The 19,106-nt window shown below is 63.0% G+C and carries 19 protein-coding genes; 11 read left to right on the plus strand and 8 right to left on the minus strand.

All coding sequences use genetic code 11. The features are described 5' to 3' along the window. Positions 1-2: 2 nt before the first annotated feature. The 7 genes from gshB (at position 3) to IGB42_RS03875 (ending at position 7,399) form a co-directional block, all read left to right on the plus strand. On the plus strand, positions 3-950 hold the full coding sequence (gene gshB / locus IGB42_RS03845; RefSeq protein ID WP_159667058.1) for a glutathione synthase: 948 nt from the start codon (positions 3-5) through the stop codon (positions 948-950). Next, entirely contained in the window at positions 940-1,956 is a 1,017-nt protein-coding gene (locus IGB42_RS03850) for an FAD:protein FMN transferase (protein ID WP_159667061.1), read from the plus strand. Before gshB ends, IGB42_RS03850 begins: the two co-directional genes overlap by 11 nt. Before the next feature lie 139 nt (positions 1,957-2,095). Next, positions 2,096-2,494 (plus strand): PTS sugar transporter subunit IIA, encoded by a 399-nt coding sequence (locus tag IGB42_RS03855; protein WP_159667064.1) that lies wholly within the window; start codon positions 2,096-2,098, stop codon positions 2,492-2,494. 14 nt (positions 2,495-2,508) lie between these two features. Further along, positions 2,509-2,781: an HPr family phosphocarrier protein gene (locus tag IGB42_RS03860; protein ID WP_159667067.1), complete on the plus strand. Its 273-nt coding sequence runs from the start codon at positions 2,509-2,511 to the stop codon at positions 2,779-2,781. A gap of 85 nt (positions 2,782-2,866) precedes the next feature. Continuing rightward, on the plus strand, positions 2,867-4,594 hold the full coding sequence (ptsP, locus tag IGB42_RS03865; RefSeq protein WP_159667070.1) for a phosphoenolpyruvate--protein phosphotransferase: 1,728 nt from the start codon (positions 2,867-2,869) through the stop codon (positions 4,592-4,594). Between the two features lie 80 nt (positions 4,595-4,674). Then, entirely contained in the window at positions 4,675-6,300 is a 1,626-nt protein-coding gene (locus IGB42_RS03870; protein ID WP_159667073.1) for a GGDEF domain-containing protein, read from the plus strand. Between the two features lie 4 nt (positions 6,301-6,304). Next, entirely contained in the window at positions 6,305-7,399 is a 1,095-nt protein-coding gene (locus IGB42_RS03875; protein ID WP_159667076.1) for a tetratricopeptide repeat protein, read from the plus strand. 22 nt (positions 7,400-7,421) lie between these two features. Here the strand turns inward: IGB42_RS03875 and IGB42_RS03880 are convergent, their stop codons facing one another. The 3 genes from IGB42_RS03880 to IGB42_RS03890 form a co-directional block, all read right to left on the minus strand. Continuing rightward, positions 7,422-8,657: a patatin-like phospholipase family protein gene (locus IGB42_RS03880; protein ID WP_159667079.1), complete on the minus strand. Its 1,236-nt coding sequence runs from the start codon at positions 8,655-8,657 to the stop codon at positions 7,422-7,424. A gap of 90 nt (positions 8,658-8,747) precedes the next feature. Continuing rightward, positions 8,748-9,653 (minus strand): lysophospholipid acyltransferase family protein, encoded by a 906-nt coding sequence (locus IGB42_RS03885; RefSeq protein ID WP_201799811.1) that lies wholly within the window; start codon positions 9,651-9,653, stop codon positions 8,748-8,750. Next, positions 9,650-10,558: a lysophospholipid acyltransferase family protein gene (locus IGB42_RS03890; RefSeq protein WP_308419207.1), complete on the minus strand. Its 909-nt coding sequence runs from the start codon at positions 10,556-10,558 to the stop codon at positions 9,650-9,652. Before IGB42_RS03890 ends, IGB42_RS03885 begins: the two co-directional genes overlap by 4 nt. Before the next feature lie 45 nt (positions 10,559-10,603). Here IGB42_RS03890 and metK point away from each other — a divergent pair, with 45 nt between their 5' ends. Then, on the plus strand, positions 10,604-11,773 hold the full coding sequence (gene metK / locus IGB42_RS03895) for a methionine adenosyltransferase (RefSeq protein WP_159667086.1): 1,170 nt from the start codon (positions 10,604-10,606) through the stop codon (positions 11,771-11,773). Between the two features lie 198 nt (positions 11,774-11,971). Then, positions 11,972-12,298 (plus strand): rhodanese-like domain-containing protein, encoded by a 327-nt coding sequence (locus tag IGB42_RS03900; protein ID WP_159667089.1) that lies wholly within the window; start codon positions 11,972-11,974, stop codon positions 12,296-12,298. Between the two features lie 33 nt (positions 12,299-12,331). On the opposite strand, the gene speD is transcribed toward IGB42_RS03900, so the two are convergent. From speD to IGB42_RS03920, 5 genes are all read right to left on the minus strand, one after another. Beyond that, positions 12,332-12,727, minus strand: a complete 396-nt coding sequence (speD, locus tag IGB42_RS03905; RefSeq protein ID WP_201799812.1) for an adenosylmethionine decarboxylase — start codon at positions 12,725-12,727, stop codon at positions 12,332-12,334. 21 nt (positions 12,728-12,748) lie between these two features. Further along, a complete protein-coding gene (locus tag IGB42_RS21860) occupies positions 12,749-12,913 on the minus strand; it encodes a hypothetical protein (RefSeq protein ID WP_174764163.1) in 165 nt (54 codons plus the stop codon). Then, positions 12,914-14,305 carry a DUF4178 domain-containing protein gene (locus tag IGB42_RS03910; RefSeq protein ID WP_201799813.1) on the minus strand — a complete coding sequence of 464 codons (1,392 nt, stop codon included), beginning with the start codon at positions 14,303-14,305 and terminating at the stop codon, positions 12,914-12,916. 69 nt (positions 14,306-14,374) lie between these two features. Continuing rightward, positions 14,375-15,406 carry an SPFH domain-containing protein gene (locus IGB42_RS03915; protein WP_159667098.1) on the minus strand — a complete coding sequence of 344 codons (1,032 nt, stop codon included), beginning with the start codon at positions 15,404-15,406 and terminating at the stop codon, positions 14,375-14,377. A 52-nt stretch (positions 15,407-15,458) separates the two neighbouring features. Next, positions 15,459-15,845 (minus strand): DUF350 domain-containing protein, encoded by a 387-nt coding sequence (locus IGB42_RS03920; protein ID WP_159667101.1) that lies wholly within the window; start codon positions 15,843-15,845, stop codon positions 15,459-15,461. Positions 15,846-15,869: 24 nt separating this feature from the next. Here IGB42_RS03920 and IGB42_RS03925 point away from each other — a divergent pair, with 24 nt between their 5' ends. Continuing rightward, on the plus strand, positions 15,870-17,420 hold the full coding sequence (locus tag IGB42_RS03925) for a polyamine aminopropyltransferase (RefSeq protein ID WP_159667713.1): 1,551 nt from the start codon (positions 15,870-15,872) through the stop codon (positions 17,418-17,420). Next, a complete protein-coding gene (locus tag IGB42_RS03930) occupies positions 17,417-19,003 on the plus strand; it encodes an FAD/NAD(P)-binding protein (protein ID WP_159667104.1) in 1,587 nt (528 codons plus the stop codon). The genes IGB42_RS03925 and IGB42_RS03930 overlap by 4 nt, the downstream gene beginning before the upstream one ends. The last annotated feature ends 103 nt before the right edge of the window (positions 19,004-19,106 follow it).

A 19,106-nucleotide genomic window follows, 5' to 3' on the forward strand; every position in this document is an offset into this window, starting at 1 on the left:
GCATGAAACTGCTCGTCATTGCCGACCCGCTCGTCAAGTTCAAGATCCACAAGGATTCCACCTACACCATGCTGGTGGAAGCCAGCCGCCGCGGCTACGCCATCCATACCTGCGAGGCAGACACGCTGCGCGTGAAGGATGGCGTGGTCGAAGCGCAGGTGCTGCCGTTTGCACTGACCGCAACGCAGGCCTACGGCAGCTGGTTTGCAGCCAGCGAAGTACAAACCGTGGCACTGCGGGATTTCGATGCGGTGATCATGCGCAAGGATCCGCCATTCGATCAGCAATACCTGTACAACACGCACCTGCTGACGCTGGCCGAAGCGCAGGGCGCCAAGGTATTCAACCCGGGCGGCACGCTGCGCGAGTACAACGAGAAGCTGTCCATCCTCAAGCATCCGGAATTCATCACGCCCACGCTGGTGGCGCAGCAGGAAAGCGACCTGCGCGCGTTCCTGAATGAGCATGGCGATATCATCCTCAAACCGCTGGACGGCATGGGCGGCACCGGCATTTTCCGCGTGCGCGATGACGACCCCAATGTGGGGAGCATCATCGAAACGCTGACCGCCAACGGCCGGCAGACCATCATGGCGCAGCGCTACCTGCCCGCGATCAAGGAAGGCGACAAGCGCATCCTGCTGATCGACGGCAAGCCGGTGGACTGGTGCCTGGCACGTATCCCGAAGGCGGGAGAAACCCGTGGAAACCTGGCCGCCGGCGGCACCGGCGTGGCCCGCCCGCTGACCGACAGCGACCGCGCGATTGCCGAAGCACTGGGTCCGCGCCTGGCGGCCGAAGGGCTGCTACTGGTGGGGCTGGACGTGATCGGCGACAAGGTGACGGAAATCAACGTCACCAGCCCGACGTGCTTCCGCGAAATCAGCGATCAATCGGGCATCGACGTACCGGCGCTGTTCATCGATGCGCTGGAGCGCCATGCCGCTTGAGCACTGCCACCGCTGGCTTGCCTACCCGGGCAGGCTGCTGTGCGTGCTGACCGTGTTGCTATCGCTGGCCGCCTGCAGCAAGGAGCCGCTGTACCAGAAAGAAGCACAGGCTTTCGGTGGCCGGCTGAAGATCACCATCTGGGGGCTGCCCGATGAGCTGGCGGCCCGCCACGCCAATGCGGTCATTGCAGACATGCAGCGGCTGGATGCCAAGCTCGGTAGCGGGCCACGCTCGGCGGTCAGCGCGCTGAACGCCACCTTGTTGCGTGGTGAGCCCGTGCAACTGGATGAAGAACTGCAGGAAATCCTCGCCCAGGGCAGCGATGTTGAACTGCGCTCGGATGGGCTGTTTCCCGCCGCTACCACACGCATGCCCGCGACATCGGCGGTGCAGGCGGCCAGCGCGCCTGCAACCGAACCTGCCATGCTACGCAGCGCGGGTCTGGCAGCCCTGCATCTGGATGGCAATCAGCTCAGTGGCGACGGCGCGACCACGCTGCGGCTGGATCATGTTGCCCAAGGCTGGGCGCTGGACCGGATGGCCGCCTATCTGCGCCGTCACCGCGTTTTCAACGCGCTGCTGCAGCTTGACGGCGCCACGCTGGCGCTGGGCAAGCGCGGCGAGACACGCTGGAAGGCAGTGATTCCCAGCCAGAAATCCAGCACGCCACTCGCAATGCTGGCACTCAAGAGCGGCGAGGCCTTTGCCTATGCCAGCGCTGCAGATACAACACTGGCTGTCGACCCGAAAACGGGCAAATCCGCCCGCAAGGTACAGCTGGCGGCTGCGCTCACGCCTGCGACGCTGCAGGCTACCGCGTTGGCAGGCATCGCCGCCAAAACTGCATTTGTGGCCGGGCTGGACGGTGCGCTACGCTACGCGGGCCGCTATGGCACGCAAGAAGCACTGATCGTTGCCAATGACGACAGTATCTACGTGACCGCCGGGCTGCAGCAGCGGCTGGAGTGGCAAAGCAGGCCTGCGCATTTGTACCGTTTGCGCTAAGTACAGGGAACTGGCTGTTGCGGCAGACGTCAACCCGAACCGCCCCGCTGTAAAGGCGGGCCGGATTGCGGTATAAATTCATCAATTCATGATACTCAGGCGTCATCCACCGTGATGATGCGAAAGGAAAGCCATCCGCATGGTCGGCATCATCATCGTCACCCACGTTTCGCTGGGTGATGCGCTTATGTCGTGTGCCCAGCACATCATGGGCCGCCCGTTGTCCAATGTGTCGCAACTGGCAGTCAGCAAGGCCGACGACCCGGACAAGGTGGTCGAGCGCGCGCGCCAGATCATCACCTCGCTCGACGACGGATCAGGCGTGTTGCTGCTGACCGACATCTACGGGGGCACGCCCTCGAACGTGGCCAACCGGCTGATCGTGCCGGGCCGCGTGGAAGCGGTTGCCGGCGTGAACCTGCCCATGCTGGTGCGTGCGTTGACCTATTGCCACCAGCCACTGGAAACCGTGGTCAGCAAAGCGATTACCGGCGGTCTGGAAGGCGTACTCTATATGCTGCCCAGCGCCACAGAATAAAAACGGATGCACCTATGCCCAGTCAAGAAGTAGAAATCGTCAACAAACTTGGTCTGCATGCCCGCGCATCCAGCAAATTCACCCAGCTTGCCAGCCAGTTCCAGTGCGAGGTGTGGATCAGCCGCAACCAGCGGCGTGTCAACGCAAAGTCCATCATGGGCGTGATGATGCTGGCCGCCGGCAAGGGCAGCATGGTCACCATCGACACCAGCAATGGCCCGGATGAAGTGGAGGCACTGGAAGCACTCAAGGCACTGGTCGCGGACAAGTTCGGCGAAGGGGAATGACACGCAGCCCGGGAGCGGGACCCCGGGCATGCAGACAGTGGCGCCACGACAATAGCCCACAGGGCAAAAAGAACGAGGAAGGCGAATGAGCATCTCACTGCACGGTATCGGCATCGGCGGCGGCATCGCAATTGGCCGCGCCCACCTCGTTTCGCAGGCCGATATCGAAATCGACCATTACATGCTGCACGATGCGGACGTGCCGGCCGAGCAGGTCCGCTACGACGCGGCCATCCGTCATGCCCGCCAGGAGCTGGAGCAACTGTGGGGCAGCATTCCGGAAAACGCCCCCACCGAACTGGGCGCCTTTCTCAGCCTGCACATCATGCTGCTGAACGACCACACGCTGTCACGCGATCCGCGCGACCTGATCGCGGAACAGAAATGCAATGCCGAATGGGCATTGCAGCAACAGCTCGATTCGCTGCTGGCGCAATTTGACGAGATCGAGGAAGAATATCTGCGCGAACGCCGCGCCGACGTGATCCAGGTGGCAGACCGCATCTTCAAGGCCCTGGCCGGCCACGACGCGCTGGCGCCGCTGCCGGTACCCAACGCTGGCGACGGCATTCTGGTGGCGCACGATCTTTCCCCGGCCGACATGGTGCTGTTCAAGGACAGCCAGTACGTGGCTTTCATTACCGACGTGGGCGGCCCCACCTCGCACACCGCCATCCTGGCGCGCAGCCTGGATCTGCCATCGGTACTGGCGCTGCGCCATGCGCGCGCGATGATCCGCGATGGCGAAACCATCATCGTCGATGGCGTGAACGGCATGGTGATCGTCGACCCGGACGAAGGCATCCTGGCCGAATACCGTGCTCGCCAGGATCAGTGGCAGGTCAAGAAAGACGCGCTGCAAGGCATCCTGAAGAAAAAAGCCGTCACCCGTGATGGCACCGAAATCGAGCTGTTCGCCAATATCGAGCTGCCCGACGACAGCGAGCAGGCACTGGGTAACGGCGCGGCCGGCATCGGCCTGTTCCGCTCGGAATTCCTGTTTCTGAAGGAAGACGACCTGCCGACCGAAGAAGAACAGTTCGAGGCCTACAAGCAAGTGGCGGAGGCCATGGGCAAGAAGCCCATCATCATCCGCACCATCGACTTGGGCAAAGACAAGATCCCCAAGTGGCAGGAAGAGGTGGAAACACCCAACCCCGCGCTGGGGCTGACCGGCATCCGCCTGTGCCTGGCCGAGCCGCAGCTGTTCCGCACGCAGCTGCGCGCGCTGCTGCGCGCTTCTGCGTTCGGCAAGATCAAGCTGCTGATTCCCATGCTGTCGCATGTGGGCGAAATCCGGCAGATCCGCCGGCATCTGGATGAAGTGGCCGCGCAACTGGCCGAGGAAGGCATTGCCTTCGATACGCAGATCGAGCTGGGCGGCATGATCGAGGTGCCAGCGGCAGCCGTTACCGTGGCTTCGTTCCTGGCGCAGCTCGATTTCGTCTCGATCGGCACCAACGACCTCATCCAGTACACGCTGGCGGTCGACCGCAACGACGATGCAGTCAATCACCTGTACGACCCGCTGCACCCGGCGGTGATTTCCTTGCTGGGTCATGTGATCGACACCGCCAACCGGATGGAAAAACCGGTATCGATGTGCGGCGAGATGGCGGGCGATCCGGCGCTGACCCGGCTGCTGCTGGGCTTGGGGCTGCGCCGCTTCTCGATGCTGCCCGCGCAGTTGCTGAAAGTGAAGCAGCAGGTGCTGTCCACCGACCTGGACAAGATACGCGATCTGATCGATGCGATGCGCAACAGCGCTGATGCCGACGAGCTGCGCAATCTGCTGGCACAGCTCAACGCTTGAGCCTACATGCACAGGCGCAGGAATGCGCATTGTCGCCCGGCGGCTGATTTACCTACAATGGCAGAGCCAAAGGCACTGCCATGAAACGAGCCAACCCTGACCCTCTCGGTGAAATTGATCGCCTGATCGACGCGGCGAGGGATTCGTACGCGCCGCGTTGCGAGGAGACGCTGACGCTGGCGCAGCAAGCTGCAGACGCCGCGCGGCGTGTGCATTACACCGCTGGCGAGGCGCGCGCACTGCTTTGGTGGGCCCGTTCGGTACTGGTGCTCAAGGGCTGGCACGATGCCAAGCCGCTGGTGCAACGCGCGTTGCGGCTGGTGCAGGACGATGCAGACCTGCCTACGCGCGCCATGCTGCTGCATGTACTGGCACAATGCCAGGCGGCAGCCGGGCAGCCCGCAGTGGCGGCCCGAAGCTGGCTGCGCTGCCTGACGGATGCGCTGGCCAGTGGCGCAACCGAATGCTGCATCGAAGCCTGCCTGGGCCTGGGCGACCTGTTCGTGCTGCACGAAGACATCGAACAGGCGTTTTACTACCATGCGCTGGCGCACGAGCTTGCCGGCCTGATCAGGCACGAAGACCTGCGCGCCAAGAGCGGCCTGTTCATGGCATCGGCGCTGATCAAGCTCAAGCGCTTCGATACCGCCAAGAGCATCCTGCTCGATACCGAGCGCCACCTGATCCTGCCACTGCGGCGCGACTGGCTGGCCGAAACCTGCCATTACCTGGGCCTGATCCACAGCGAGGCTGGTGACTACGCCATTGCCCGCCACTACCTGGATCGTGCCTACGAAATCAGCGTGGAAACCGGCTACCTGTGGGACCAGACCATCACGCTGCTGTCACTGGGGCGCATGACGCGCAAGGAAGGCAAGGAGGCAGAAGCCGAACAGCTGCTGCACAAGGCGCTGGACGTGGTATCGCGCTTTGGCGCCGCCAACCTGACCATGCAGATCCACGAAGAATTGTCCGCGCTGTACGAGGCACGCGGTGACCATGCGCGTGCGGTCATGCACTACATCGGCTTCCATGATCACTACATGCAGATCGCCCGCGAAGGGCTGGCGGCGCTGGCGGCACGGCAATCGGCACGCCGGCTGGCCAGCCTGGAAATCAAGCTGCGGCTGATGTCGTCCGAGCTGGAAGTGCAGCAGTTGCGCCAGCAGAGCGAAGCGCACAACCAGCAGATGAAACAACTGGAAACCGCCGCCTACCGCGACGGGCTGACCGGCATCTACAACCGCCGCACGCTGGATCAGCGGCTGCCCGACCTGGTGCAGCTGGCGCAATCGAGCGATACCGCGCTCTCGCTGCTGGTGATCGATTTCGATCATTTCAAGCAGATCAACGACAATCACTCGCATCTGGCCGGTGACCGCGTGCTCAAGCAAGGCGCGCTGCTGCTGCAGGACGGCATACGCGATGCCGACCTGCTGGCGCGCTACGGCGGCGAGGAATTCACGCTGGTGCTGCCGGGGGCCCCTTTGCACGTAGCCATGCAGGTGGCCGAGCGCATCCGCCGGCGCATTGCAGAATACCCGTGGGAGAAAGTCGCCCCCGGCCTGCATGTGACCGTCAGCATCGGCTGTGCTCAATTGCGGGATGGGGACGGCGGCGACAGCCTGATCGCACAGGCGGACGAGGCGCTTTACCGCGCCAAGCGTGCAGGCCGCAACCGTGTACTTGAAGCCGAGATGGGTTAAAGCGATGGAAAAGCTGAATCCGGCGGAACTCGCCATGGCGATCGACACGTTGCGCGAGCGCATCGACATCGGTGAGCAGCGCAACCAGGCCTTGCCGAGGGCCGAGCAACTGGTGGCCCATGCGCAGCAGCTGGGCGATCTGGCGCTGCTGGCACGCGCCCAGCGCGAGCGCGCCCGCGCCATCACCCACGGCGGCCATCCCCGGCAGGGGGTGACGGTGATGCAGGAAACCATACGCCTGCTGCAGAAGGAAAAACGCGCCGACTTGCTGGCCTGGGCACATAACGAGCAGGCCGAAATGCACTACCACGCTGGCGAGTACCAGCCGGCACTGGATGCCTGGCTGCGCTGCCTGGAAATCGCCGGCGAGCGCAATGAGCGGCAATTCTGTGCGCTGGCATACATCGGTATCGGCAAGGTGTATTACGCGTTCGACGACTTCACCAACGCCCTGCATTTCCATCGGTTGGCCGAACAGATCGCCCGGCCGCTGGATCAGCCGCTACTCAGTTGCGGCATCCATATCAATATCGCCGGCGATGCGTACCGGCTGCACGATCATGCGGCCGCACTGACTGCGCTCTCCGCTGCCGAGCTGATGCTGGATCAAGGCATTGTCCGGCCGGTATGGCGGGCGGAAATCGTCTACTACTACGGGCTGATCCATTTCGAGCAGGGCGATTTCGAGCGCGCCGAACGCTTCCTGAATGACGCATACCGCATCTACCGCGATACCAACAACCAGTGGGGCGAAGGCCGCGTGCTGTTGCACCTGGGGCGCAGCTACCAGAAGCTGGGCCGCCCGCAAGCAGCGCTGGAGTGCCTGCAGACCGCCAATCACATCGGCGAAACCGCCAAGCTGCCCAGCCTGTTGCTGCAGACCGAAGAGCTGCTGTCCCAGCTTTACCTGGATGTGGGTGAATACCGGCAGGCGCTGGTGCATCACAAGCGCCTGCACGCCACGGTGAGCAGCCACGAGCACAAGCAGGGCGGGCTGCGCCTGCCCAAGGCCACCCGCCAGCAACTGCACCAGCTGGATTTGCAGCTGCAGCTGGAGCGGGTGCGCCTGCAGCAGCAGGTGCGCAAGCCCTGCGCCTAGCGCTGCTGGCCCGATGCGGTGCTCAGGTCACGCCGCGATCCGCAGACTTGCCGGTACGCTTTGCAGCGCCAGCCTTCTTCGCTGCAGCAGGCTGGGGTGTGGCTGCAACCGGCGCCGTACTGCGCAGCGGCGTTGCCACCGCCGGCCCCAATACATCGGCAGTGGTCCAGTTTTCCGGCAGCGCCGCCACGCCGGGATCAAAGGTGATACCCAACCGTTCGGCATGCGCTTCGGCAAAGCGCAGGCCCACATCGAAGCCGATGCGGAACAACGTGGACAGATTGCTGTACGACCAGTCGAACATATGCGCCCAACGCTCTGGGGGCAGGTTCTTGTCGAGCAGCGGCACTTTCAGCAGCGTGCGCCGGGGGCTGCCATCCGCGTTGCGGTTGTGTACCAGCTCGAACAGCTTGAGGTCATCGCGGGCAATTTCGGTCAGCGGCGTGATGATGGACATCACCCAGGCATCATAAAGATCGGTTGGCGCGCGCAACAGCTCATCCGCGCCCAGTACGTCGAACACCACCAGCGTATCGATGTCCGCGCACGGGCCATCTTCGGCGACCAGTGCCTTGAAATTGAGCGTATCGATGGCGGCGCCCTCGATGTAATGCTCGGGCTTGCCATCCTTGTCCGGAATCACCGTGGGCGGGTACAGAAAGGGGAACGACAGCGCCGCGCGGAAATGCGCAACGTCGATCTCCTTGCTGTCCCAGATCGCCATCTCGTGCCGGTCCAGGTTGTAGGCATTCAGATAGAGCTGGCCGGTGTAGGCCTGCAACTGCTCGAAATCGACGATGTCCTCGATGAACGGCACATGCGCACACAGGCCCAGGCTATCGCTGCCCAGATCGCTGGGCGTTGCCACCGCCCACAGCAATTGGTGCCAGTCCGCCCAGAGCCGGAAGCCCGGGCTGGCGTCGTGCAGTTTTGTCAGCAGCTGCGCAAAGGGTGATTGCTTCAATTGCTGGCGGAACAGATCAGCCAGCTGGCCGGGCTTGTTGAAGACCTTGTAGTTGACCGGATAGGCATCGAAGATCGGATCTGCAATGCCCATCTTCACCATGCTGGCCAGCGCTTCGATCGGCGTGGTGTTCTTCGGCGCGGCATACAGCAGTCCCACCAGTGCCCCGGCACCCGATGTGGAAATCACGTCGAACTGCACCTTCTGCCGCAGCAGCGCTGCCAATGCACCCGCCATCAGCGGCATGTTGGGCGCGCCGCCCCCGATGATCAATGCAGTCTTGTGTCCCGCCATGAATGTGTCCTCGTAGCAATGATGCAACAAGGATAGCGTTACTTTCTTTCAGACACAGCTTTTGTAACAAGCCACGTCAGCCCATGCCGCTCAGTACACGCCGGGCATGCCTTCCGGCCGGGTCTTGAAGCGGCGGTGCAGCCAGTAGTACTGGCTGGGGTGCTCGCGCACGCAGGCTTCGATGAAGGCATTCATCCGCGCGGTATCCGCTACTTCGTCACCAGCCGGGAAATCCTCCCAGCACGGGTAGAAGCGCGATACGAAGCCATTTTTATCCAGCGTTGTCACCATCGGCACCACGACCGCGCCAGCGAGCTTGGCAAGCTTGCCCAGCGCCGGCACGGTGGCGGTGGGTACACCGAAAAACGGCACGAAAATGGATTCGCGTGGCCCCAGGTCCTGATCGGGCAGGTAATAGAACGAGCGCGGTTCGCGCAATGCCTTGATGATGGCGCGGATGCCATCGTTGCGGCGGATCAGCAGCGTACTGCCAAAGCGGCTGCGCCCGGCCAGCAATAACTGGTCGAACGCATTCTCGTGCGATGCCGAATACATGCTGCAGCCGTGGTGATCGACGCTGAGGCGGATCCCGCCGGCATCCAGCCCCAGAAAATGCGGCACCAGCAGGATGACGGGTCGGCCGCTGGCCACCGCAGCGGCGTAATGCTCGTAGCCTTCGTGCCGTACCAGCGCCTTGAAGCGCTCACGCCCGGCAAACCATACGTGTCCGTAGGCGAAAATGCAGGTCGCCAGTTGCCGGAAATGCTGGCGCAATACCTGCCGGTGCCGGGTATCGCGCCACTCGGGGAAACACAAACGCAAATTGACGAGGCCGATATGCCTGCGGCGGCCCAGCAGCAGATACAGCATGCTGCCCAAGCCGCCCCCCAGCACATGCAGCAGCGGAAACGGCAGCAAAGCCAGCAGGCGGAACGGTAGTGCCAGCAGCCGGGCCGCCAGGCCCGGCGCAGTTGCAGGAAAAAAAGTCTGATTCAATGCGGAAACTCCGGTGCAGGCGGCGCACCGGCCGGTTGCTTGTAACGGTTATAGCTCCACAGATACTGTGTGGGCGCGAGCTTGATCAGGGTTTCGAGATGCTGGTTCAGCAACGCCGCGTCGTATTCGGGCTTGCCGCTGAATGCCCCGGCCATGGGTAGCACATGCAGCCGATAACCGCGCCCCCAGCTCAGCCTCTCGGCAAAACAGAACAGCACGGTAGCATCAAACTGGTGTGCCAGCCGTGGCAGCAGCGTCATGGTATACGCAGGCCGCCCGAAAAACGATGCCCATACGCCGTCACCGGCCCCGGGCGCCTGATCGGGCAGCAGGTATGCCGTCTGGCCGGCGCGCAGCGTCTTGAGCAACAGGCGCACGCCCTTGGCATTGGCGGGAGCGGCCAGACCGTTCTCGCGGTCGCGCGATGCCAGCATCAACGGTTCCAGCGCATGGATCTTGGGCGGGCGGTAGAGCGCAGCCAGCTGGCGCGGAATGCGCATGGCCAGATGGATACCGCAAGCCTCGATCGCACCATGATGTGGCGATACGAACAGGATGGGATTGGGCCTGGCCAGTGCGGCGTCTACATGCTCCCAGCCATTGCGCTCGACCACCAGCTGCGCCACCTTTTCGGCCGGGCGCAACCAGTGCACCATCATCTCTGCGGCAGCCCGCCCCTGCTCGCCCACACTGGCACGCAACAAACGGTTATAATCTCGGCCGCTTTTAGCGAGATTCGCTTGGCGCAGATTGTCGGCCAGCCGGCGGCGATAGGCGGAGTCCAGCAACCAGGCAAGCCAGCCCAGCAGCGTACCTGCCGCGTGAAAGAACCACAGCGGTAGCCAGGCAAAAGGCCGAAGCAAGCGAACGAGCATGTTGTATCCGTAGTAGGTAGCAGGCAGGATTTTATCGGCTTTGCGCCTCTCAAGACACTTAGGAGCTCAGCGCCCATGAAAGAATTCCTGTTTACTTCAGAATCGGTATCCGAAGGCCATCCGGACAAGGTTGCCGACCAGATTTCCGACTCCATCCTCGATGCCATCCTGACCCAGGACAAAAACGCCCGCGTTGCCGCAGAAACGCTGGTCAATACCGGTCTGGTCGTCCTTGCCGGCGAAATCACCACTACCGCCAATATCGACTATATCCAGATCGCGCGCGACACCATCAAGCGCATCGGTTACGACCACAGCGATATCGGTTTTGATTACAAGACCTGCGCGGTGCTGGTGGCCTACGACAAGCAAAGCCCGGACATCGCCCAGGGCGTGGACGAAGGCGCTGGCCTCGATCTGGACCAAGGTGCAGGTGACCAGGGCCTGATGTTCGGCTACGCATGCGACGAAACCCCGCAACTGATGCCGGCATCGATCTACTACGCGCATCGCCTGATGCAGCGTCAGTCCGAGCTGCGCAAGGATGGCCGCCTGCCGTGGCTGCGCCCGGATGCCAAATCGCAGGTTACGCTGCGCTACGATGCGGAAAGCGGCAAGGTACTGGAAGTGGACACCATCGTGCTGTCCACCCAGCATCACCCGGATGTATCGCACGCACAGCTGTCCGAAGCGGTGATCGAAGAGATCATCAAGCCGGTGCTGCCGGCAGAATGGCTGAAGAACCCGAAATACCTGGTCAACCCGACCGGCCGTTTCGTGATTGGCGGCCCGATGGGCGATTGCGGCCTGACCGGCCGCAAGATCATCGTCGATACCTACGGCGGTGCCGCACCACACGGCGGTGGCGCGTTCTCGGGCAAGGATCCGTCCAAAGTCGACCGCTCCGCCGCGTATGCCGGCCGTTACGTCGCCAAGAACATCGTTGCCGCCGGCATTGCCAGGCAGTGTCTGGTGCAAGTGTCGTACGCGATCGGCGTATCGAAGCCAGTATCGATCATGGTCGATACCTGGGGCACCTCGAAGCTGTCCAACGAGCAGATCGTCGGCCTGATCGAGCGCCATTTCGACCTGCGCCCCAAGGGCATCGTGCAGATGCTGGACCTGCTGCGCCCGGTGTACACCCGCACAGCGGCCTACGGCCACTTCGGCCGCGAAGAGCCGGACTTCAGCTGGGAACGCACCGACAAGGCCGAGGCGCTGCGCGCTGACGCCGCCAGCCTGTAACAGGCCGGGCCAGTGCGACAAGGGCGGCGTGAGCCGCCCTTTTTCACGGCTGCCGTAACCGTGATGCGCTGCAGTCAGGCCAACAGCACTGATGTTCCTGCAACCCGCGCCCGCGTTTACAATGGCGGATTGCGCAATGCAGGCACGCAGCAATCAATTGCGGCGTCTGCACGCCGTCCTCTTCGAAATGGAACCCGCATGCAACAACTGACCGCAACCGATCTGGCCGCCTGGCTGGCCGACGATAGCCGGGCGCAGCCATTACTGCTTGATGTGCGTGAAGGCTGGGAGGTTGCGCAATGCCGGTTACCCGGCATCACGCATATCCCGATGAACGAGATCCCCGTGCGCCAGCAAGAGCTGGACCCGGATGTTCCCACGGTGGTGATCTGCCATCACGGCATGCGCAGCTATCAGGTGGCGATGTTCCTGGAGCGCAACAACGGTTTCTCGGCGCTGTTCAATCTGGCCGGCGGCGTTGCCGCGTGGGCGGATGAAGTGGATCCGGCGTTTCCGCGCTACTGATACGGCACGCCTTGTGGCCGCCGTCGGACGACATCAGGCGCGTGGCAGGCTACCGCGCGCTACGTCCCGCAGCGTATGCGTTTGCGGCGCCAGTGCAGCCAGCAATGCGTCGACCGCGCGTTGCGGCTGCGCATGGCCACACATGAAGATATCCAGCGCCGCATAGCCATGTTCTGGCCAGGTATGGATGCTGATGTGCGATTCCATCAGCAGCAACACCCCGGTTACCCCCTGCCCCACGCCGAAGGCATGGAAATGGGCGAACAGCGCGGTAGCGCCCGCCGTCTGCGCCGCGGCACGCAACATATGCTCCAGCACGGCAGCATCGGTCAGCAGCGCCGCAGCCACGCCGTGCACATCCAGCAACAGATGGCGGCCAATGGCATCGGCGGCGGCCTGCGCGTCGCCCGAATCCGCTCCTGGCCGCATGGTCATATCCGGCTCACGCACTTACTTGTGGCTGCCGCCATACGACCAGCCGCTGCCGCCGCTGGAGTGACCGCCGCTGCCCCAGCCGCGCCCGGCGCTACGCTGGCCATCGGTCTGCGACATATTGATGCCGGTCGACACCACGCTGATGATCAGCGCGTAGATGATGTACACAAAGCGCGACATTCAGTCCTTCATTTCCTTGCCCGCCGGCCACCACAACAGCACAGCGGCAATCAGGGTTACAAAAAAGATACCGCCACCATCATCCGATGCCAGCCATAGCGGCAGGTTGATCAGCAGCAACAGCACGATGGCAACGATGGCGGGGCTTTTCAGTGCCGAATCGCTGACCGCAGCCGCACCTGCCGGTATGGCCTTGGCCGGCTTGGCAAACCATTGCGCAATCTGCTCCGCAGTCACCGGGCGCGCCAGCGACCATCCGGCCTCCTGCGCGGTCGATTCCTTGCTCAGCTTGCCATCCGGCCCCTTGTAATCGGCCAGATGGGTGATGTCGCCCACTTTCACCCGCCAGTTGAACGCGCCAACCGCATAACCCACCACTGATGCGTAGTTGTACAGGTTCTTGTATTCCTTGCCGCGCAGGGTGGCCTCCATCGAGGTGAACCGCTCCGGCCATTCGTCCAGCACCATTACGCGTTCCCACCCCTCCATGCTTTCCACCAGCCACTGGAAGCCCCGTGAGGGGTTGTACAGCAGGTATTCGGTCCACACCGATGATGGCTCATCGCGCTCGTGGCAGCGCATCACGCCGATCACAGCCCATTTCGTGCCGTCAATCTTGCCTTCATCGCCCGGCGCCAGCGTGGTGACGACGCGCGACAATTCAGTGGCTTTCTGCAGTACTTCGGTCTTGTCGCCGGTGCAATCCACCTGTGCCTGACACGCCGGGCAGATCACCTGCGTGGCCCGGCCCGCCTGGTAGGAGATCGGGCTGCCACAGCTGGGGCAGTCGAGCACATTGGCCCGCCCCGGCAGGCGCCCGGCAGTTTCGGCGATTCTTTCCGGCTCACGGCTCAATTGCACCCGCAGCCCTTCCAGCGTGACGGCTTCGCCCAGGTAAAGCCTGGCGGGGCCATCAGAGTAATCAAGCGTGAGGAACAGCTTGCCGCTGCGGGCATCGGCCACCCTGGCCTGCCAGCCCGCACCCACGCTGAATGGCAGCTCGCCCTCGCCACCGGTGCATTGCGCGGTGCGTACGTCGCTGAACACAAAGCTCTTGCCGTCGCGGTTGTAGCGGAATTCGGGGCGCAGCGTCTCGAACGCCGGCGCATCGGTAGCCGGCCCCAGATCGGTGGTCATCACGTACTGGCCGGAGGCGTCAGCCAGCCAGCCGGCACGGCCATCGTCGAACCACAGGTACCACTCGTTCCAGAGCCCGTCTTCATAACGCAGCTGGATACGGCCCACCACGCTGAACGGCCGGTTGGCCCACAGCCCGGACATGCCGATCTGGATGCGGCTGTAATCCTCCAGCACCGCACTCATCTTGCCCTGATCGCGCACGCTGTCCGCATCGCGCAGCAACGTGCTCTGGCAATAGCTGCACACCGCCATCACGGATGCCGGCGACCTGAATATGACTTCGCCGCCGCATGCGGGGCAGGGAGTGCGGTACATGCAGGCTTAACCGATCAGTTTCTTGATGACTTCGGCCTTGGCGCTATCGAAATCCGCCTGCGTGATCAGCCCCTGGTCAAGCAGGCCCTTGAGCTGCGCCAGCTTGGCTTGCAGCGGATCTGCCGCAACGGCAGGTGCGGCAGGTGGCGGTGCTGCCCCAGGTTGCGCCTGCGGATTGATGGCGCCGCGCATCGAATCGGCCATCACCTGGCCAAAGCCCACCCCGGCCGCCAGGCCGGCGCCGAGGCCGGCGAGGCCGCCTTCGTTCTGCGCCGCCAGCGGAATCGCCTGTGCAGTCTGGTACTGGGTGAACTTCTGCATGTCGCCCACCATGCCCATGCTGATGCGGGTATCGATGGCCTTTTGCAGCTCTTCCGGCAACGAGATGTTCTCGACCGCGAAGTTGTCCAGCGCCAGCCCGTACTTGCTGAAAGTGGGCAGCAGCACTTCGGAAATCTTCTGCGCCATCAGGCCCTGGTTGCCGGCCATGTCGAGGAAGGGCACGCCCGAGCCACCCAGCGCGGTGGTCATCGATGACACCACCAGGTTGCGCAGTTGCAGCTCCAGGTCATCGCGCGTGTACTCCTCGCGCGTGCCGCTGATTTCGGCAAAGAACAGCTTGGGGTCGACCAGCTTGTACGAATACAAGCCGAATGCGCGCAGGCGCACCATGCCAAAGTCCGAGTCACGCACGGTGATCGGCTGCTGCGTGCCCCACTTGCGGCCCAGTTGCAGCCGCGTGCTGAAGAAGTACACATCGCTCTTGAACGGGGATTCGAACAGCTTGTCCCAGTTTTTCAGGTAGGTGAGCACCGGCAATGTCTGCGTGGTGAGCTTGTGCGTACCCGGGCCGAACACGTCGGCAATCTGCCCCTCATTCACGAATACCGCCAGTTGCGATTCGCGCACCGTCAGGCTGGCGCCGTTCTGGATTTCCATATCCTGCATCGGGAAGCGCCACGACAATACGCCGTCGCTGTCCTCATTCCACTGCAGGATGTCGATAAACTGTTTCTTGATGAATGAACCGAGACCCATGACGGTACTCCTGAGGTCAGATTGGTCAAAAAAACGGAATGATTACGGCAGATCAGGACAAGCAGGCGGCATTGGCAACCCCCACTACCAGCGACACCGTGCCCATCAGCGAGCCCATGGCGACGTTATTCTCTTCCAGCGCCTGATTCATATTGGGCAGCACGCGTGACAGGATCACGTAGGTCAGCAATTGCACCGCCATCGCGCCAGCCGCCCACGCCAGGAACCAGAGGTAATCGGCATGATAAATGGCCGATGCCGCCAGCGTGAGCGTAAAACCCAGCAAAGCGCCGCCCAGGCTGAGCGCGGCGGAGATCTTCCCCTCGCGGATCAGCTTGATTTCATCGAACGGCGTGACCTTGCAATACACGACGGCAAATACCGCCAGCAGTGCAAAAATGGTCAGCAAGTAGATCAGATAGTTGTAGAGCTGTAGCATGCGGCAGTCCTTGCGATGGCAAGCATGATAGCCGTCAATATTAAGTCAGATCGTACTGGAGCGCATTTGGATCGTATCCTCATCCTGTCGGTTTTCGTCGTTGCTTCCTGCGGGCTGGCGTATGAACTGATTGCCGGCGCGCTGGCGAGCTACCTGCTGGGCGATTCGGTACTGCAGTTTTCCAGCATCATCGGCTGTTACCTGTTTGCGATGGGTGTGGGCTCGCATCTTTCCAAGTATGTGAAAGACGAGAATACGCTGGGCGCGTTCGTCGAGATCGAGCTGCTGGTCGGCCTGATCGGCGGCTTGTCCACCACCTTGCTGTTTCTGGTGTTTGCATGGGCATCCGCGCCGTTCCGCAGCGTGCTGTACGCACTGGTATTCATCATCGGGGTGTTCGTCGGCATGGAAATCCCGCTGGTGATGCGGGTGATGAATGCACGCAATGCCGAATTCAAGGAGCTGGTCAGCCGGGTACTGACGTTCGATTACCTGGGGGCGCTGGCGGTATCGCTGCTGTTCCCACTGGTACTGGCACCACACTTGGGCATGGCGCGCACCGGGCTGCTGTTCGGCGTACTCAATGCTGCGGTGGCGGTGTGGACCTGCTGGTGTTTCCGCAACAGCATTCCGCAACTCGCCGCCAAGCTCAGCCGCGCCGGCCTGGTGCTGCTGGCCTTGCTGACTGCATTTGCGTTCTCGGACCGGCTGACGACGTGGGCAGAGAAAGGCCTGTTCGGCGACGATGTGATCCACGCCGAAACCACCCGGTACCAGCGCATGGTGGTTACCCGCTGGCACGATGACCTGCGGCTGTATCTGAACGGCAACCTGCAGTTTTCCAGCCGCGACGAGCATCGCTACCATGAGGCGCTGGTGCACCCGGTGCTGGCCACGCTGCCGTGGGCAAAGCGCGTGCTGATCCTGGGCGGCGGCGATGGGTTGGCACTGCGCGAAGTGTTGCGCTACCCGAATATCGAGCACACCACGCTGGTCGACCTGGACCCGGCGATGACCACGCTGTTTGCCACCGCGCCACAGCTGACCGCGCTCAACAAGGGATCGCTCAAGGACAAGCGCGCCACCGTCATCAATGCCGATGCCGCGCAGTGGCTGGAAAGCAACAGCGAGGTGTTCGACGCCATCATCATCGACTTCCCCGATCCCACCAATTTTGCGCTGGGCAAGCTGTATTCGGTGCCGATGTACCGGCTGGTGCAGCGCCACCTGTCGCAGAACGGGCTGGCAGTGGTGCAATCGACCTCGCCTTATTTCGCCCCCAAGAGCTACTGGTGCATCGATGCCACGCTGCGCGAGGCGGGTTTTCATACCTGGCCGTACCATACCTACGTACCGTCGTTCGGCGAATGGGGCTTCATCCTGTTCGCCAGCACCGCCACCTACCGCCCGCCCGAGCGTTATGCACTGCCGATGCGCTTTCTGGATGCCGCCAGCACCCGCTTGATGTTCCAGTTTCCCGCCGACATGCAGAAGGTGGACGTCGAGCCCAACCGGCTCAACTCGCAATCGCTGGTGCACTACTTCGAAGACGACTGGCGCAACGTGCAACGATGAAACGGCGTGATTTCCTGCTGCTGTCCGCCGGTGCGCTAGCCGGTTGCGGCCTGCACCCGGGCGTGGCCTTGCGCCGCAATGCACCCGGCATGGCAGAAGGCCACGCGCTGCGCGATATCCGGTCGCTACCGCCACCCTCGGCAGAGATCGAAACCGATGTGGTCATCCTCGGCAGCGGCGTGGCCGGGCTCAGCGCCGGCTGGCGGCTGGCCTCGCAGGGCTATCGCGATTTCCTGATGGTGGCGGGGCCTGAATGGCATGGCAATGCCAGCGGTGCGCTGCTGGGCGGCACACCATGCCCGCTGGGTGCACACTATTTGCCCATCCCCGGCCCGGCCGCCACCCATGTGCGCGATCTGCTGGCCCAGATGGGCGTGATCGAGCAGGGTGCCAGCGCGCTCAAGCCCACCTATGACGAACGCTGCCTGATCCATGCGCCGGAAGAGCGGCTGTACCTGAACGGCCAATGGCATGACGGATTGATCCCGCCCGGCAATACGTCGGACGAAACCGCGCAGATCAAGCGCTTTTTCGACTACGTGCATGGTTTGCGCGGGCAAGCGGGCAGCGACGGCAAGCGTGTATTCGAAATACCCAGCGCGTTGTCGTCACAAGACCCGCAATGGCGCGCGCTGGACCAAATCTCGTTTGCCCAGTGGCTGGACCGGCAGCACTACACTGCCGCGCCACTGCGCTGGTACCTCGACTACGCGTGCCGCGATGACTACGGCGCCAATAGCAGCCGGGTTTCCGCCTGGGCGGGCCTGCACTATTTTGCCAGCCGCAATGGTGCGGCCAGCAATGCCGATGACGATGCCGTGCTCACCTGGCCGGATGGCTTGAACCCGCTGGCACGGCACATGGCCGGCCGGATCGGCGCGGATCGCCTGTTGCCGGGGCTGGCCGCACATGTGACCGAACGCAATGGCCGTGCCGATGTACTGGTGTGGCAGCCGCAGCAACGCCGCACGCTGCGCATCCGTGCGCGCAAGGCCATTTGCGCGATGCCGCTGCACGTGGCGGCACATGTGGTCGAGCCCATGCGTGCACTCGGTTTCGACACGCGCGATCACATGCCCGCGCACGCCCCATGGCTGGTCAGCAATTTCGTGTTCGATCAATTCCCTGCGGAAGCGCAAGGCGTACCACTGGCGTGGGATAACGTGGTGTATGGCAGCAACAGCCTCGGCTATGTGGTGGCCACGCACCAGTTGATCCGTGCCGCACGGCCGGAACGCACGGTGTTTACCGCCTACCATGCACTGGCCGAACACACGCCGGAAGCGGGCCGGCGCTGGCTGCAACAGGCCAGCGATGATGCGCTGTATACCCTGGCCAGCAGCGACCTCGCACAGGTCTACGGCTGGAAGCTGTGGCGCAATGCCAGCCGGGTAGATTTCACGCTGCGCGGCCATGCGATGGCGGTGCCGGGGCCCGGCTTCCTTGGCAACGCCGGGCTGGCTGCATTGCGCGCGGTCGATGGTGCCGTCCAGTTTGCGCATGCCGATCTGTCGGGGTTTTCCATTTTCGAAGAAGCGGCATGGTGGGGAGACGTAGCGGCAACGCGGCTGCTGCAAGGCTGATACCCGCCGATGGGCCCTGCGCCGGTTCATGCCCAGCTGACCTGCAGACGCAAAAACGGGGCGCCTTGGCGCCCCGCTTCTTCCTGCCAGCCAGAAAACAGCC

Source organism: Andreprevotia sp. IGB-42 (assembly GCF_009848685.1).
Taxonomy (GTDB): Bacteria; Pseudomonadota; Gammaproteobacteria; order Burkholderiales; family Chitinibacteraceae; genus Andreprevotia.

Excerpts from the sequence above, each read along its gene's own strand:
- gshB (WP_159667058.1), top strand. The coding sequence starts at position 3 with ATGAAACTGCTCGTCATTGCCGACCCGCTCGTCAAGTTCAAGATCCAC.
- IGB42_RS03850 (WP_159667061.1), top strand. The coding sequence starts at position 940 with ATGCCGCTTGAGCACTGCCACCGCTGGCTTGCCTACCCGGGCAGGCTG.
- IGB42_RS03855 (WP_159667064.1), top strand. The coding sequence starts at position 2,096 with ATGGTCGGCATCATCATCGTCACCCACGTTTCGCTGGGTGATGCGCTT.
- IGB42_RS03860 (WP_159667067.1), top strand. The coding sequence starts at position 2,509 with ATGCCCAGTCAAGAAGTAGAAATCGTCAACAAACTTGGTCTGCATGCC.
- ptsP (WP_159667070.1), top strand. The coding sequence starts at position 2,867 with ATGAGCATCTCACTGCACGGTATCGGCATCGGCGGCGGCATCGCAATT.
- IGB42_RS03870 (WP_159667073.1), top strand. The coding sequence starts at position 4,675 with ATGAAACGAGCCAACCCTGACCCTCTCGGTGAAATTGATCGCCTGATC.
- IGB42_RS03875 (WP_159667076.1), top strand. The coding sequence starts at position 6,305 with ATGGAAAAGCTGAATCCGGCGGAACTCGCCATGGCGATCGACACGTTG.
- IGB42_RS03880 (WP_159667079.1), bottom strand. The coding sequence starts at position 8,657 with ATGGCGGGACACAAGACTGCATTGATCATCGGGGGCGGCGCGCCCAAC.
- metK (WP_159667086.1), top strand. The coding sequence starts at position 10,604 with ATGAAAGAATTCCTGTTTACTTCAGAATCGGTATCCGAAGGCCATCCG.
- IGB42_RS03900 (WP_159667089.1), top strand. The coding sequence starts at position 11,972 with ATGCAACAACTGACCGCAACCGATCTGGCCGCCTGGCTGGCCGACGAT.
- speD (WP_201799812.1), bottom strand. The coding sequence starts at position 12,727 with ATGCGGCCAGGAGCGGATTCGGGCGACGCGCAGGCCGCCGCCGATGCC.
- IGB42_RS21860 (WP_174764163.1), bottom strand. The coding sequence starts at position 12,913 with ATGTCGCGCTTTGTGTACATCATCTACGCGCTGATCATCAGCGTGGTG.
- IGB42_RS03910 (WP_201799813.1), bottom strand. The coding sequence starts at position 14,305 with ATGGCGGTGTGCAGCTATTGCCAGAGCACGTTGCTGCGCGATGCGGAC.
- IGB42_RS03915 (WP_159667098.1), bottom strand. The coding sequence starts at position 15,406 with ATGGGTCTCGGTTCATTCATCAAGAAACAGTTTATCGACATCCTGCAG.
- IGB42_RS03920 (WP_159667101.1), bottom strand. The coding sequence starts at position 15,845 with ATGCTACAGCTCTACAACTATCTGATCTACTTGCTGACCATTTTTGCA.
- IGB42_RS03925 (WP_159667713.1), top strand. The coding sequence starts at position 15,870 with ATGATAGCCGTCAATATTAAGTCAGATCGTACTGGAGCGCATTTGGAT.
- IGB42_RS03930 (WP_159667104.1), top strand. The coding sequence starts at position 17,417 with ATGAAACGGCGTGATTTCCTGCTGCTGTCCGCCGGTGCGCTAGCCGGT.